Origin of the sequence: Lentisphaera araneosa HTCC2155, assembly GCF_000170755.1 — a bacterium.
In the GTDB taxonomy this organism is placed as follows: Bacteria; Verrucomicrobiota; Lentisphaeria; order Lentisphaerales; family Lentisphaeraceae; genus Lentisphaera; species Lentisphaera araneosa.
Genome location: NZ_ABCK01000016.1, coordinates 36,791 through 53,422, shown reverse-complemented (window position 1 = coordinate 53,422; position 16,632 = coordinate 36,791). Strand labels below are relative to the sequence as shown.

The following is a 16,632-nucleotide window of genomic DNA, read 5'->3' as shown; positions in this document are numbered from 1 at the left end:
CTGCGTAAAAATGCTTCAATATTTTTTATAGTTATGTACTGATTTCATCAGTCCATATCTGTATATAAGTAAATATGATATGAACTCCACAAATACAAAGATCTCTTACTCAGCTAAGTGTGTTTATTTGAGTAGAAAACCGATTACTAAGCCTTTAAGGCCAAATTTAGCACCATCGCAATCAGTCAAACTATTTGACTCATCAAGCTAACGTGGTAATTGAGTGCTCAAACAAAAGTGACCAATCCCAGCGCCAGCTTACTAAAATAACTTAAGCTAGCTCCTAGGAAAGAGTTTCATTAACTCTTTCAATGATGATTCCGAATCTATTACTGCTTGATCGTATTGCTTTTGGTTGAGGATTTTCTCTCTGGCCAATCTATCTTCGGGATACTTGTCTTTATTGACTGCGAGGTTTTTTAAACGATTTTTCTTGGTTCTAACCAGACCAGAAGCCTTTTGGCGTTTAGCAATTAGAGCCGCTAATTCGGGGCTGGAATTATTACTCATGTTGTGAACTAAGATTTTCATTCTATTTCCGAAAGCTCTATCATCCTTATGACGAGTGGCGTATAAGTACACCTGAGATGATATCGGCAGAGATATCTCTGGCTTCATCCAATCCAAAATATTGTAAATGGTATTGAGGCTGTAACTATTAAAGGCGAGTTTTTTCAACTCGACCACACCGGCGTCTACCTCTCCAAGTCGAACCAAGAGCCAGGCTGCATAGGCCCGGACGACTTCAGATTTGTCATTTGCCACGGTTTGTTTCATTGCCGCTATAATATTTTTGGAATCTTTAATCTCATTAGAGAAGGTAAGATTTAAGAGCCCCAGAGTGGACCAATAGCGCAGACCGATGTACTCAGATTTTAAGCCCTTTAAGAAAATGGGGATGTTTTTAAGATTAACTTCTAGGGAGAGATCCGCCATATCGATGAAGGATTCTAAGGGATAGAGTTTGGGGTCACGCACATAGTCGTAGACCAAGAGGCCAGCCTTTTCGGCTTCGCGATTAATTTCGTCTTCGGGCAGAAAACCAGAGTCGAAAATGGACAGTTGCCAGCTCCGTAAGGCGGCACGCATTTCTTTAATCTTCTGAGTATTTTTTGGATCAAAGGCCAGGTTTTTCACATTGTCGTAATCGCTAGCGGAGTCATAGAGTTCGTCGATGTCGCGAGGTTGTTTAAAATAACGACCCGTAATCTCATCGGTCTTGCCTTCCTGATGGTGTTTCCACCAGGCCCTCATAGCAGCGGAATTGTGAAGGTAGGCCAAGTATTGACCTACAGGGACAAAAGGCATGTAGTTGCGGATGTAGAGTAAGTCTCGTTCTCTAACTGAACGAACCATGTCCAGACGCTCATCCATACGACCACGGAAGGAGTAGATCTGTTTGGGTTCAACATCCTTTTTTTCACCGAGGAAAACCCGTCCCTGCATTTGCTGAAGATCTTTTTCACTAGCACCGCCTAGACTCAAGAAAGTCTTGGGAAAATCGGTAAAGCTGACTAATTCATTAACCACCATGCCCGGCTTTTCTGCGGGATAGAGATGTTTAAATTTCTTTGGTATACGAACAATTAGAGGACAGTGGGTGCCCGAATTGTAGAGGTAACGTTTGGATCGGGGCAGCACACCACCGTGATCGGAGCTGTAGACCACGATGGTATTCTCAGCCATACCAGAATCTTCTAAATCTTTAAGCCACATGGCGACGGTCTTATCCATCTTGCGATGACATTCATTGTATTTTTCGTAGACATAATCTACCTCAGGGAGATCGGGGTGGTAGGCCGCCCTATTTTTTGCCTTGGGAGCATTATCCTTATTGGAATTAAAAGCACCAAAAGAGCGACTTTCGTGGGTATCGTGAGTGTTAATAACGTGCATAAAGGGCTGGTTTTTCTTTAGAGTATCCCAGTCAAGAGTCTTACCATTATTCCAGGACTGATGGGCCTCGCGACTCTTCTCTTCTTTGCTAGTCTTTACCCCTTTGGAATTATAATCAGTCTTACCATCACCGGGGATCTTGCCTTTTTTATTGGCCCCTTTGGAGGTGTAGTAACCTAGGTCTTGAAATATTTCAGGGTAATAACGGATCGATTTCGGGATAACCACATTCGAGCGCATTCCCTGGGTACCTGCCGAGATGGCATTTATGCCGGTGAGCCAAGTGAAGCGTTGGGGTGCGCAGACGGGCACCGAGGCATGGGTATTGGTGTAGCGAAAACCCTCTGCCGCAAAGGCATCCAAATTGGGTGTGGGTTTGGCGGGGTTGCCGTAGCTACCCAACCATCGAGCACCATTATCTTCGGAAACCAACCAGAGAATATTGGGTTTATCGGCGGCAGTGGCGAAAAGAGTCATCGTCATAAGCGACAACAAAAATTTATAATAAAGCTTCATAATTAGACCTTTTACTGCTTCTTTTGCTTTTTGGTTTTATTTAGTGATTTTGCCAAGCCCTTAAACTCTGGGCGTTTGGCAAAGGTCTCGAAATAAGGTTTATATTCATCCATATTTTTCCAAAACTCACTCCGCGCCTTCTGTATTACCCGGCCTTCAGGATAGTCAGCACCTTCTGCACTTCTCTTTGTTGATTCTATGAATGCTTCCATTTCCGATTTCATTTTTGTAAATCGTTCAGGAAGTTCCTTTGATAAATCCTTTTCTTCCTTGAAGTCATCCTTCAAATTGTAGAGTTCAAAACCAGTTCTAATATTAGAAGTGACTAATTTATAATCGCCGTCAATTAATGCTGCCTTGGACTTTATTAAAAATGGAATAGGATTTTTTCGCTCAGGAGTCTTCCCCTTTAAAAGATCATTGATACTTTCTCCATCATGCACCTCTAATAGTGAAGATTTTGGTAGATCTAGCATGTCAACCAGGGTGGGAAATATATCCATAGTAGATGCAGGAAACGAACTAACCGCAGGGTTAATTTGACCCGGCCACTCAACAATAGCTGGAACCCTAATTCCCCCCTCATAAATATTGGTCTTGTATCCTCTCAGGTCGCCACAGGAGTCGGGGTCTGTCTTCAATCCTCCATTATCACTGCAGTACCATACTATGGTATCTTTCTCAATGCCCATGTCCCGTAAGCCCTGCCTCAAGGAACCCACACTTCGATCGAGTGCGACGAGTTCACCTAAATGTTTATTTCTAGCTCCCTTAAGTGCGGGAAAATCCTTCATATCTTCATCAAAGGCGTAAAAGGGAATATGGGGTGATCCATACCAAATAACAGCCAGGAAAGGCTTTGATGAATCCTTCTCTTTAGAAATAAATTTTAGAGCCTCTGCGACTACTACCTCGGAGGAATCTCCTTTTAGATCTTCAAACTCACCGTTACGACTCATCAATGGATCGATATCAAAAAAGTTGGTGACCGATAACCATTCATCAAACCCGTAATGTCCTGGATGATTGGGGTCATCCTTTAAGATGGGTACTCCATGGCCTCGCACACCGTTTAGATGCCACTTTCCAAATAGGGCCGTTTTGTATCCGACGGCTTGTAGGGCCTGTGGTAGGGTTTTTTCCTGTAGACAGAGATTAATACCGTGGTCCTTGACACCAGTCCTGGAAGGGCTTCTACCGGTCAATACTGAGGCCCTCGTTGGTGAGCAAACAGGAGCAGCTGCATAAAACCTATCCATACGGAGACCAGCTTTCGCCATGGCATCAAGATGGGGAGTCTTCAATAGTGCATGACCATTGTAGCCAGTCTGCCCCCAGCCCTGATCATCTGCCATAACCAATATAATATTAGGTCGTTTAGTCGTTCCTGCGGCCATTGCGATGGGAGTGATCAAAGATATCATCACTACCGACAACAAAAAATTTGAATAGAATTTCATAAACTTAACCTCATTGTAAATATCATTTAAAAATCAATGGCCCAAGGTAACTGAACCTATAATGTTGATTATCTGCAATCATCTGATTCTAAACAACAAATTGGAATTTAATGCCCATCGCAATGGTTCAAAATCACATGTCCCTCAGTTCATCCCTTTTAATCAGCCCGTATGGCAATACCTCCCCGCCGGAGTGAGGCGAATCAATCTCCTTTTTTATCTGAAATTTTGGGACTCCGTCCCCATCCCTGCAAGATACTGCCGTATGGGCAAATACTTTTTATCGCCCGTATGGCAATACCTCTCCGCCGGAGTGAGGCGAATCAATATCCTTTTTGATCTAAAATCTTGGAACTCCGTCCCCTTCCCTGCATATACTACCGTATGGGCAAATACTTTTTATCGCCCGTATGGTAAACTTCACTAAGCTTGGTAGACAGTTAAAGAAAACCAATAAATCACTTCAGCTGATAATCAATAACTATGCCATTAGCGCTAAGCTGAGAACCATCGTGGCTAATTTTTGCTCCCTGCGGTACCATCACTAAAACCATGGCTTGATCTGCTTCCATTTTAATTGTTTGACCTGAAGTCAGAGCTGTGGCGACAAACTTTTGACTGACGCTATCATAGACATCCACTGGTCCTTTAAGTTTGTCGCTCAGCCTTATGCTGACTTCTTGACTAGTCTCGTGAGGATTCCAATACAAAAATGTGGGGTGAGCTTCTTCATGTAACCATTCCGTTTTTAAGCAATCCCAACGCAAGACCCCTTCCACGTTCGTCTTCTCACAAATCGCACCTAATAAACCCACGTGATTACCCATATACATACCGAGGTTATTCGAAGTTTTAGAAAACCATTCTTTCTTCTGAGCTAAATAATCTTTACGCTCTACTTTAGGAGTCCCCCAACCCAAACGAATGGGGTCACCCGTTGCGTTTGGACTATACATCCGTTTGTCACTAAACTCTGAGCTTCCCAAGGCTTCGTAAAACAAGAGGAATTCAGGGTCAAATCTATCTTTCCAATCTTTGTGATCCTGACGATTCCAGTCGAGTGTATGACCCTGCATCAAGCGCATTGAATTGGCCATATTTAATGAATATTTGGCAAGAGCACGGGCATAAGTTTGATCGTAGCGCAATGCGGGTAGCAACCATGCAGGACCATTAAGTGAGCCCATTGTGAAACAAAGAAAGTTACCGCTCTTCCAAATCGCCCCGTCAAGCCCATCCACGGTCACGCCATCGAATTCTTCTCCTGCTGTAATTTGCCAGATTTTCTTTTCCCCGCCTCCACCAAACCAAACATCGTAAATCAATGCCAAATCAAATTGATCTCCATGTTCTGCATTGAGTTTAGATGCCACATAAGGAGCCATTACGTGAGTCAATTCATAACGTCCAGGATTTTCTGTATAATAACGCATCGCTGAACGTGCACATTCCAGCATTTCTTCATTTCCTTGCAGCTGATAACCCAACAAGTTCATCCAAGCCACTATAGGAGAATTCCCGTAGCGATTCATTGGCTCCTTACGTCCTCCGGGCCCATTCGTCTCGAAATTAAAACCTAAGGTATCAAAATTGGGATTATCTGGGCAACCCAAGCCTTTGGCAATAGTTAAAAAGGCATTTGTTGACGCCTTCACTTGATTGAGAAAATCTGGATCTTCGGGAAAAAGATCCGCTAGCATGACGCCATAGACAGAACTCCAGTAACCATAGATCCCGGAGTGCAGTTCTGGACTCTTCTGTCCTGGTCCATGACGGTAGAGTCCATGCTTTTCATCAAACCAAAGCTTAACGGATTTTAGTATGTCAAAACCCACTAATTTAACGGGATCTAAGCCCACCATTTTTGCGCCCACTACTGAAGAAACATTAGTGAAAATCTCCCCACCTGGCTTACTATGTCGATACGAAGGCATGCGCAAATCAAATGTGGTATTGCGCTTCATTTCTTCGAATTCTTCTGCGGATTGATAATCCCAATTTAAGTAGACGTAAGCATCGCCACTTACTTCTTTATATTCCACAACTAGCTTATACTCTTTGCCTTTCTCAAGTTGCGCTTGGTGGGAGGTCTTCACCAAGCCATCGAGTTTCCCCATGACCTGCTTTCCATCTATACTCAAACGCGAGCCATCATCTGATTTCAAAAAGAACTTATATGTTCGACTTTCAGGTACTTGTAGAGTCGTTGACCATCTCACTGTAAAGCGATCATGAGCAATTTCATCTAAAGGTTTACCGTGCTTCCAGTTAAAATTAACATCCTCATCCAAACGACTCACGCTTGCGGTTCCCGCAAATTCCATATTATCGTAAAACTCACAATCCCATGCCTTCTTGCCCGCACGACTCTGCAGGTAATTTGCGCTAATCGCAAACTGTCCTGGATTTTTCCCACGTGGCTGAACCTGCATCAGTAAGTGCCCATCAAGTTCATAGCCAGGACGCATAATGTATTGATAATATTTCTGGGATACTTCCAGCCAATCCCTCATGACTAGCGGTTTCGGCATTTGAACCATGCGGTCTACAATTTCAATATTGTTTTGGCTTAATGGTTCTGACACCTCCAAATTTTGATTGAGTTCTTCGGGCTCTTTTACGGGTCCAAGCTCCACTGGCGCATCAAGATTTACTTCATTGGTTTGACTTAATGAATCTCCACTTTTATCCATGGAATTATAGGCAAAAAATGCGCCCCCTCCAAGTAAGAAGATAAGCACAAGAATAATGGGCAAAGGACTTCTGGATTTTTGATTCTTAAGTGCATTCTGAGCTCTTTTCGAAAGAGTTTCTTCGACCCACTCATCTTCTACTTCTAAGTCATCTTCAGTGTCTAAGTGAGAAACTTCTTCACGATCCATGATATTTTCTAAATCAATCTCCTGCTCTGGCTCAGGGCTATGTACATCTACTGGATCTAAAGGTGTGGGATGAGAAGCTACATGAATTTTTGTCTCTTCTATGATTCGAGCTTCATCCCCCGCTTTTGGCACAAGCATTTTTGTTTCGCAATGATCGCAACGAACTTTGCAGCCTACGTAGTTGATTGGAGCTGATAAAGATCTTGCGCAACCCCCACAAGCAAAACTAATTTCTTGTGAACTCGCAGGCACTTCTTGCTTCACATCACAATGATCACAACGCACATGCAAGCCCGCCATCTCAATTGGAGCCGCCAACTGCAAGCCACAACCATGACAATTAAAATCTATTTCCATTACACAACTCTAACTTTTTTTATGATTTTTATCTGACTGATTCACCTAATAGAAACTCCAGTAATAGAGCATCTCCTATGGACCCTCCTGCACCGTGACCACCATCGACTTTATAATGAATCAGGTCCCCATTTAGGTAAGAAAATCTTTCTACTTTTTTGTTTAATCGCTCACCCTTCTCTAACTTATCTCCCGTATAGCCCATCGCTTTGGCCCATATAAAAATTGATTCCTCAGCTGCGACAAAAGGAAGTTTTCCGTCTTTAGCAGGGATTCGTTTAGAGTCGCCTCCTTCATAGGGAACTAAGCCATCCTGAGTTCCAGATATATTTAATAGGCGAATCCCTTTGAGTGGCTTGGCTACTTCGCGATAATTATTATCATGCCCCCGTTTTTTAAAGTTCTTGCCATCGTATTGGTAGCCATTGAGGGGGCTCACAGCTGAAATGTAATTTTTTATACAAGCCATTTGTGTTTCAATAGCAATTTGATTCACTAAAGCCGCTCCATTGGAATTACCCATGATACTGAAATGAGTCGCATCAACATTATCGTACTTCTGTAAATCCTTAATGATCGATTCCACAAAGACTAGATCATTCGACTTGGCTCGCTCCGAAACGATGTTCCAACTCGCTTTATAGCCTTGAGGGAAAACCATGATAAAATGATCTTTCAACAGCCTTTCCGACCTCATAAAATTCTTCATAGCCGCTGCTGCTTTACCCCCATTACCATGTAAGAATATAAAGACGGGTTTTTTCTTTTTGGAGCTTTCCACGGGGACTTGCACAAGATAGGAACGTTGATAATTCTTTTCTTGCGCCCAAGACTGTTGAATAAAGTATTCCCCATCTTGTAAATCCTTTGCACTCAGTGCAAAAGTCAATAAAATGATGCTAATAAAACACTTCATTTGATCCTCCCTTATACTTGGCTAATAAAAGCTCTCATTTTATCGAGGACCTCATTGCGCTCGGATTCGTATTGATCTAATTCAGCTTGCGCTTTTTTAATTTCTGTTTGAACGCGTTCCGGCGAATACTTCTTCTCTTTACCTGCTTTAAGCTTTTTAATACGTCCCTCTTTAGCTTTAATTTTGTGACGAAGACTTTCCGATTGCTTAGTCAATTCCGCTAATTCTGGTGAACCATCTTCAATTAAAACACTGGCTAAAACTCGAGTAGCATCAACCCCGCCCATTTCACCTTTGATGAAGTACTCAATGGCCACGGGTTTTATATCGTTGAAATCAATCCAATCCAGCATATTGACCATCGTTCTCGTATATTTTTTGTCCTTTCCTATTTCCCGAATTTTTGCGAGCCCCGCAGATTTTTTGCCCTCGCGAATAAGAACCCAACTCGCATAGGCCTGTTGCAATACGGACTCACCCTCGCGATTAACAAAGGACTCGAGCGCCGCAAGCGCTTTGGAGTCAGCCTGTAGCTTACCTGCAAAACTCAAGTTCAAAAGACCCAAGATCGACCAATGACGTTTACCGATATATTTATCGTCTAAAGACTTCACAAACAAAGGAATATTTGAGGGGTCATATTCGAGCGATTTATCCGCCATGTCAATATATTCCGCGAGGGGATACAAATCGGGTTTGCGCACGTATTCATAAGCAGTGAGCTCATGCTGTCTCAGCTCTTTAGTCATATCATATTCTGATAAAAAGCCACTATCGAAAATTTTCAGTTGCCATTCACGTAGCGCCTGACGCATTTTTTTAATCTCAGCTTGGTGAGCGGAAGCGACATTTTTCACATTGTCGTAATCTTCATTGTAAAGATAAAATTCATCGCTCGCTCGATCTTTGCCGAAGAAACGTGATTCAATCTTACTCGCTTTGCCATCCAAAAAGTATTGCTTCCAAGCCCTAGTGGCTTCCATATTGTAGGTATAGGGCAAGAATTGGCCATTAGGGACAAAGGGCATATAATTGCGAATATATAGGTGTTTATGATCGCGAACGGAACGCACCATATCCATGCGATCATCCATGCGATTTCTAAAAGTAAAAATGTATTCGGGCTCAGCTTCTTTTTGACTTCCTAAGAAAACGCGCCCTTGCATTTGTTTGAGCTGTTCAGCACTCGCTCCACCCAAACTCAACCAAGTCTTAGGAAAATCAGTAAAACTCACGAGTTCATCCACTTTCATCCCTGGCTGTTTAGCTGGGTAGAGATGCTTAAATTTTTGCGGAATTCGCACAATCAAGGGGCAATGAGTTCCACTATTGTAGAGGTAACGTTTTGAACGAGGTAAAACACCGCCATGGTCAGAGGAATAAATGACGATTGTGTTTTCCGCGAGTCCGTTTTCTTCTAGCTCTTTGAGCCAACCCGCGACTTCACCATCTAATTTTTGCAAACACTTATTATACTTGTCATAGACGAAATGCATCCCTGGAAGATCGGGATGATAAGAAGCTAAGTTCTGCGCTTTCGCTACTTTATCTTTTTCCGGATTAAAGCCGCCAAAAGACCGTGATTCGTGCGTCGCATGAGTATTAAAAACGTGGATAAAAGGCTGATTTTTCTTTAAGTTTTCCCAAACAATTTTCTTGGGGTCATTCCAGGTATCGTTTGGATTGCGCGGACTACGCAAATTGTAATCACTCTTAGCGTCATTACCCTTGCTGGTATAATAAGCAATTTCTCGAAAAATTTCGGGATAAAATTTAATATTATCAGGAACATTAAAGCCGCTGCGCATACCTTGAGTCCCCATTGAAATAGCATTGATCCCCGTAATCCAAGTAGAACGCTGAGGAGCACATACAGGTACTGACGCATAAGTATTGGTAAACAGAAAACCTTCCGCAGCCATTTTGTCGAGTGTGGGAGTTGGTTTAGCTGGATTGCCATAGGCTCCTAACCAACGCGCGCCATTGTCTTCACTCACTATCCAAACGATATTGGGTCTATCCTTAGCCTCAACTTGATTAGCAAGCCCCACTAAACTCATGAGAAGTGCAGCTACAATTTTATTGACCATGTCAGTCTCCTGTTATAATTAAAGTTATTTATCAATTAGTTAACCTCGTCATACGCTTTCTTAACAGGCTTCCTTAAATTTAATTAATGTCCATACTGAAGGTGAATACCGTAGGCATAAATAGCTTAGCCCATTGGCGGGAGAGGCTATGTGAAATGGGCGGTTGAAAACTCTGGTTATCTCTAACGGGCAAATTCAAGCAGGCGAGCTAGATAAACTTGAAGAGGAATTCACCATTAAAAAAGCAAGTGAATAACTCACTTGCTTCAACTCTCTAGGACTTACAGTCCATGTAATTTATTTAGAAGGTGTCATTACAATAAAAAGGATACTGACCTTTAGAATAGTTAAGGTACTTAAAATAGGCTGGAATAGTATCAAAAACTGGACCGTAATAAATGAAGTTCGCATGGCCATCGGCAAAGAGCATGGGGAATTTTAATGTGCCCGGAAAGTGCCACATGAAATTATTAGGAGCATTCGCTGGGTTACTTCCTGTACCCCACGAGCCCATTAGGGACCTACTACTTGTTAAAACATAATCCTTAGGGACCGTTACATTGTTGATTGATTTGTCTTTGTCATAAGCGGCATTCTCATTCCAATGATAACTACTGCCCCTGCGTTCATAAGTGGTTCTACCATCTGGCACCACTGCACCACCATTGGCCCAATTCCCTTTATCTGAGGGACATTCCCACATTTTCGTTGAGATCCCAAGATATTCTTCGTAAGACTGTGGGGCCTTATGGTGCCCTTTATGAAAATAAGTGTCATTATCCATTACATACATAAAAGTGGCGACTCCAACCTGTTTTAAGTTGCTCAAGCACACTGCTGATTTACCACGTTCACGCGCCTTACCCAATGTTGGCAAAAGTAAACTGGCTAAAATCCCAATAATCGCCACAACCACTAAAAGTTCAATCAAAGTGAATCTTTTGCATCTCATTTTCATAGGCACCTTATTAATAATTCAGTTATAAATGCCCTCCATTGCTTTAAAGATATGAACTTTTTCTCTCTTTTTCAAGTCTTATTACATTTATTTTTACATATATTTACGTAAATAAACTATATTACGTAATATACACCAAGTGTGAAAATCTTCGAAATAAGGCTCATTACACTCAGGACTATCGCGAACCTCTTAAGAAAAACATCTCACAATCGACAAAATGTGTTTAGATTGTTAAAAGGATGGTTAATGAACTCTGCAAAGAAGCTTGAGTTGAGGCTTGCGATGAAAGCACAAACAGGCACAATCATCAAAAAACTAAATCTAAGCTCAAACATTTTTTATTCCGCGGTGTAGTTAATTCAATTAACATTTAAAAGGAAAACTATGAAGTCTTTATTCTGCCTATGCCTCATTTTTGTCACTAGCCTTGCCGCTAAAGATAAAATGAATGTACTCTTTATCTCCGCCGATGACCTCAACTGTGATATTGGCCCTTATGGAAATACACAGGTGAAGACTCCCAACCTCGATCGACTAGCTAGAATGGGCACAGTTTTTGATCGCGCCTACTGCCAACAACCTCTGTGTGGTCCAAGTCGCGCTAGTATAATGTCTGGCTTACGCCCCAATACACTCGGTGTTTGGACTCTCAATAGTAAACTGCGCGGTCGCATCCCCAATCTCGTCACCATGGGAGAGTTCTTCCAAAAGCAGGGGTATTACTCTGGTCGAGTCGGCAAAATCTATCACTACGGCAATCCAACTTATATTGGCACCAATGGTAATGATGATGAGCAAACTTGGACTGAACGCTTCAACCCCAAAGGAATTGACCGCACACAGGAGGAAAATATCATCCGCTACCCCGGAGGAAAAACGGGTAAAAAAGGTGGCTTAGGCATTTCCATGGCTTGGTGGGACCCTGTTAGCAAAGATAATGAACACACCGATGGCCTCGTAGCGGATCGCGCCATCAAAATGATAGAAGCCAACAAAGATAAACCCTTCTTTATTGCCGCAGGTTTTTTCAACCCGCATTGTCCTTATGTCGCTCCTAAAAAATACTTCGACATGTATGACATCAATGATATTGAACTCCAAGAACTCGAAGAAGCCAAACAAGAACTCGCAGACGTCCCCGCCATGGCCATTCAACGCGATGCAGGCCAACGCTGGCCCTACTTCTATAAAGGACTCACACGTGACGAAGCCAAACAATGTAAACTTGCGTATTACGCAACCGTTTCTTTTATCGATGCTCAGGTCGGTCGCATTTTTGAGGCTCTCGAAAAAAATAATTTAATGGACAAGACGATTATCGTCTTTTGGTCCGACCATGGTTACTTCCTCGGTGAGAAGGGACTTTGGTTCAAGCGCAAAGCCTTTGAACGTTCAGCTCGTGCGCCCTTACTAATTGCAGCTCCTGGACTCAGTAAGGGACAAGTTTGCAAAAGCCCCGTCGAGTTACTCGACATTTATCCCACTCTCGTCGAAGCAACTGGTTTCCAAATCCCCAGTGAATTAGAAGGCGTCAGTTTGAGCCCCCTACTCAAAAATGCTCAAACGAAATGGACCAAGCCCGCCATAACTCAAATCCACCATGGCGCTGACAAGCAGGGCTATTCCATAAGAACCAAGAAATGGCGCTATACTGAATGGAACAAGGGCCAAGCCGGCAAAGAACTCTACAATCATGAAACTGACCCAGAAGAAACCATCAATCTAGCTACAAACCCCGAGCACACTCAAATTGTCGCTCAACTTAGTACAGAGCTTCAAAAGTTCAGTAGCTCCTATATTCCCGGACCACAGAAAGCTAAAAAAGGAAAGAAAAACAAGAAAAAATAAAGCTTTTTTTATACTGGTGTTTTCCCTAGCCATTTACAGAACATCAGTATCATAATTAATTCAATCACTAAGATATCAATATGAGGATAATCATGCACAAACTTTTCGCACTTTTTACTATATTCATACTGCCCTTTTTTATAAGTGCCGATGAAAGACCGAACATCATGCTTATCCTTGTGGATGACATGGGTTATTCCGACCTTGGCTGTTTTGGTAGTGAGATTGATACGCCCAACCTAGACAAGCTCGCCTCTCAAGGAATTAAGTTCACGCACTTCACCAACAACTCCAAATGCGAAACAACGCGTACGAGCCTCATGTCAGGTCGCTACCATACTGAAACATACAAAGATAATCATAGCACGGTCACCATCCCCGAAAACCTCGGCTTAGCCGGCTACCAAAACTGGATGGTGGGTAAATGGCATATTTTTGATAAGCCCATGGACCGCGGTTTTGAACGTTATTTTGGTTTTCATGAGGGGGCAACCAACTTCTTTAACGGAGAAGGTACAGGTGGTGGTTACTCCTACTTTGAGGACGAACAACCCTACGAAATGCCCAAAGATTTTTATAGTACTAATGCCTTCACGGACTACGCCATCAAATACATAGATGAACGAAAGAAAGAAAAACCCTTCTTCATGTACATGGCCTATAATGCCCCCCACTACCCCCTTCAAGCACCGAAAGAAGATGTCATGAAATACCGTGGCAAGTACATGGAGGGTTGGCAAGCGCTTCGCGAAAAACGCTTTAAACGTATGAAAGAACTCAACATTATCCCCCAAGACATGAAACTTTCGAAACCAGAAAGCAATATCAAAAGCTGGGACAAACTTTCCCAGGAAGTCAAAGAAGACATGGATCTTCGCATGGCCGCTTATGCCGCCATGATTGATGTGGTCGATCAAAACATTGGTCGCGTGGTCAAAAAACTAGACGACGAAAAAATCCTCGACAATACTTTGATCATTTTTCTGAGTGATAATGGTGCCTGCCCCTTCGATAGAACTCGTAAACCCACTAAAAAAAATAATCTCATGCCATGGGATCCAGCTTCGTATATTTGCTACCCTGCCTCTTGGGCGAATGCTTGTAACACTCCCTTCCGTATGTATAAGCAAAACCAGCACGAAGGCGGCATTGCCACAAGCATGATTACTCACTGGCCTGCTGGCATTACAGTTCCAGGAACATTCAATCGTCAAAGAGGTCACCTCATTGATTTCCACGCGACTTTTCGCGAATTAGCCCAGGTTGATTACCCTTCAGAGTACAAAGGCAACAAAGCGGCCAAAGTTCGTGGGATTAGTTTAGTGCCAAGCTTCAAGGGCCAAAAACGCCCCGAACACGAATTCCTCTATCAGAATTTTTCTAACAGAAAAACAGCCTTCGTCATGGGCAAGTGGAAATTAATCAATGCCAAAGAACTCTACGACCTCGAAACTGACCGTATCGAAAGCAATGACCTAAGCGAAAGTCACCCTGAGCAAATGCAGCTCATGTTAACTGAATGGAAAAAGCGTGACCTCGAGTTAAATCACGGTCGTGCCACAGTCAAAAAGCCACAGAAAAAGAAGAAAAAGTAAATTCATAGCTTTATATAATTACCTAGAAAAGGGGCGAAGCACTATGCTTGCCTGGTCAAGGGAGGCATCTCCTTGCAGGGGAGATCGAGGGGACAGAGTCCCTTTGTATGGGTCGCATCTTGCCCTCTATTCTATCTAATCGAAAACCTTTTTTAAGGGGCAATTACGATCGTGCCGAAGGTACGAAGCATAACTCAAGCTATGGTTTCATAAACTGTGAATCAGGGTTCACTTGTGAGTCCGATAGAATGTAGCATGCCCCATGAGGGGCATGACTGTAAACATCAAATTTGTAAGGGCCCAAACTTGGGCCCGACAGATGCCGGACTCACATCCACGAGGTATTGCCATACGGGCGGATAAAAACTGTTTCCTCATACGTGTGTGGCTGACGCCACACGCGATTGCATGCCGGTACTTTGTACCTTAAAAAAACTCACACAGCCTCTTTCAACCATAGGATCGTAATTTTACTCCCCCCACCCGTTCTGAAGGAACGGTGCATTGATCACCTATCTAGAGAAATTTTTAAGAGATTAATTTTCATTAAGCATCCAAAGGAATGCCTAGCTTACGTATCTAAATTATCTAACAATAAAATTTACGGTTTAAAAATGAAAAAATTCTCTACGGCATTTTGTCTCGCAGCACTTTTAAGCACCTCATTATCGGCAAAAAATCAATGGCGCATTGATAGTAATGAAGAATGGAAAGCTGCCACTTCTCAGGCTAGTGAACTCAAAATAGAAAATGGTTTAGCTCAACCCCAAGCTAAAAATGCTCAATTTTCGAGTGTTATCAAAAGCTTTGACGAGAAACAAAAACTCGATAATATTCAATTCAAACAATCCGCAATTTGGGATAACTGGGAACAAATTGACGACATCACTCCCCCGGGCTTAGGCAATGCTTATGTTTTTCTTCCCGTTGCACCTGGTGATTATTACATCCTTGCTCAGCCACCAAAACCTAAAGTTAAGTACCCTAAAGGACTCGACAAAAAAGAGAAAAAAGCCTTCCTCAATAAATACTATAAAGAAAATCCAGACAAGAAACCAATTGGTGGCTACCATAGCTGGCATAGTACAGACCTCAAAAGCTGGACTCATTGCGGACCCATTTCTAATAGCAGATGGGTGACAACTGCGGAATACGCAGACGGCAAATTTTATATCTATTATGATGAGCCCAATGACCAAGATCCTCACCTCATCATTGATACAGATTTAAAGGATGGCAAAATCGGCCAAGAAATGGGTAAGGTTTTTGATGATCCCACGCATGGTTCAGACATTGCGGCTTTTCGTGATGAAGACGGCACTTTCCACCTCATTTACGAAGATTGGAGTCCCATTAATGCTCAGCAAAATGCCTGGGACTCGCCTTTAGCGGGACGTGTCAGTAGTCCCGATGGTATCAAGGGTTTCACTTTTGGCCAACACCCAAATATCATTGACCACAGAACGACTCCTACCGGCAAAAAAGGCACCTTCAAACATGGAGCCACAAAAGCCGTCAATGGTACAGGCATACTCGAATACGAAATCCATGAACCTAAGCAAAATGCCTATGGTGATTATAGCATGATCAAGATTGGTGAGGACTATCACATCTTCTGCGACTATGACCCTGCTGACCATTCACAAAAAATGAAAATGGGACGTTTCACCGGTAATGATCTCAACAAAGAGTTTACTTGGTCAGGTTCTATGGGCGATGGTTTCCACCCCGATCCAAGCATTGGTTTTGCCGAAGGTAAATTTTACGCTGTCATGCAGCAAAAAACTGACTTCGTTAGTTCAGGTCCTTGGCTCGACGGCCTCGAAGTAAGAGCTGGTGCCGATAGCAATGGTGACGGCAAGGTCGATCAATGGACTGATTGGCAAAAAATCAAGGAAAGCTACACTCAAAAGCCTGGCTTTGCTCGCATCGTTGACGTGGATCCAGCTACACTTGATTGTAGTTCGCTACCCGCCAGCCAATCTTTCCAATTTGAATTCCGTACCACGAGTATTCACAACAAACTCAAGGATCAACTCATTCACCCCGTACTAGACCGCGTTGAAGTGAACTTTAAATAAACAAAAGCTTCCTTTATCCACTCTAACTCT

General features: G+C 42.8%; 10 protein-coding genes. 4 read left to right on the top strand and 6 right to left on the bottom strand.

All coding sequences use genetic code 11. The annotated features are described in order from the left end of the window. Positions 1–276: 276 nt before the first annotated feature. Together LNTAR_RS15780 and LNTAR_RS15775 are read right to left on the bottom strand one after the other, a co-directional pair. Positions 277–2,412, bottom strand: a complete 2,136-nt coding sequence (locus tag LNTAR_RS15780; RefSeq protein WP_007279734.1) for a sulfatase family protein — start codon at positions 2,410–2,412, stop codon at positions 277–279. An 11-nt stretch (positions 2,413–2,423) separates the two neighbouring features. Next, entirely contained in the window at positions 2,424–3,872 is a 1,449-nt protein-coding gene (locus tag LNTAR_RS15775) for a sulfatase family protein (RefSeq protein WP_007279733.1), read from the bottom strand. Between the two features lie 100 nt (positions 3,873–3,972). Here LNTAR_RS15775 and LNTAR_RS15770 point away from each other — a divergent pair, with 100 nt between their 5' ends. After that, on the top strand, positions 3,973–4,299 hold the full coding sequence (locus LNTAR_RS15770) for a hypothetical protein (RefSeq protein ID WP_162026413.1): 327 nt from the start codon (positions 3,973–3,975) through the stop codon (positions 4,297–4,299). Positions 4,300–4,330: 31 nt separating this feature from the next. Here the strand turns inward: LNTAR_RS15770 and LNTAR_RS15765 are convergent, their stop codons facing one another. The 4 genes from LNTAR_RS15765 to LNTAR_RS25915 form a co-directional block, all read right to left on the bottom strand. Then, positions 4,331–7,111 (bottom strand): PA14 domain-containing protein, encoded by a 2,781-nt coding sequence (locus LNTAR_RS15765; RefSeq protein ID WP_007279732.1) that lies wholly within the window; start codon positions 7,109–7,111, stop codon positions 4,331–4,333. A gap of 28 nt (positions 7,112–7,139) precedes the next feature. Next, the gene (locus tag LNTAR_RS15760; RefSeq protein ID WP_007279731.1) at positions 7,140–8,027 is read right to left on the bottom strand and encodes an alpha/beta hydrolase family protein; all 888 of its coding nucleotides are present in this window, start codon (positions 8,025–8,027) and stop codon (positions 7,140–7,142) included. Positions 8,028–8,038: 11 nt separating this feature from the next. Then, positions 8,039–10,117 (bottom strand): sulfatase family protein, encoded by a 2,079-nt coding sequence (locus LNTAR_RS15755; protein ID WP_007279730.1) that lies wholly within the window; start codon positions 10,115–10,117, stop codon positions 8,039–8,041. Positions 10,118–10,418: 301 nt separating this feature from the next. Next, a complete protein-coding gene (locus LNTAR_RS25915; RefSeq protein WP_007279729.1) occupies positions 10,419–11,069 on the bottom strand; it encodes a type II secretion system protein in 651 nt (216 codons plus the stop codon). Positions 11,070–11,462: 393 nt separating this feature from the next. On the opposite strand from LNTAR_RS25915, the gene LNTAR_RS15745 reads away from it, so the two are divergent. The 3 genes from LNTAR_RS15745 to LNTAR_RS15735 all read left to right on the top strand — a co-directional run bounded on the left by LNTAR_RS15745 (position 11,463) and on the right by LNTAR_RS15735 (position 16,602). Continuing rightward, positions 11,463–12,926, top strand: coding sequence for a sulfatase (locus LNTAR_RS15745; RefSeq protein WP_007279727.1), 1,464 nt, complete (start codon positions 11,463–11,465; stop codon positions 12,924–12,926). A 92-nt stretch (positions 12,927–13,018) separates the two neighbouring features. Further along, positions 13,019–14,521, top strand: coding sequence for an arylsulfatase (locus LNTAR_RS15740; protein ID WP_007279726.1), 1,503 nt, complete (start codon positions 13,019–13,021; stop codon positions 14,519–14,521). Positions 14,522–15,135: 614 nt separating this feature from the next. Beyond that, positions 15,136–16,602, top strand: coding sequence for a hypothetical protein (locus tag LNTAR_RS15735; protein WP_007279725.1), 1,467 nt, complete (start codon positions 15,136–15,138; stop codon positions 16,600–16,602). Positions 16,603–16,632 lie beyond the last annotated feature (30 nt).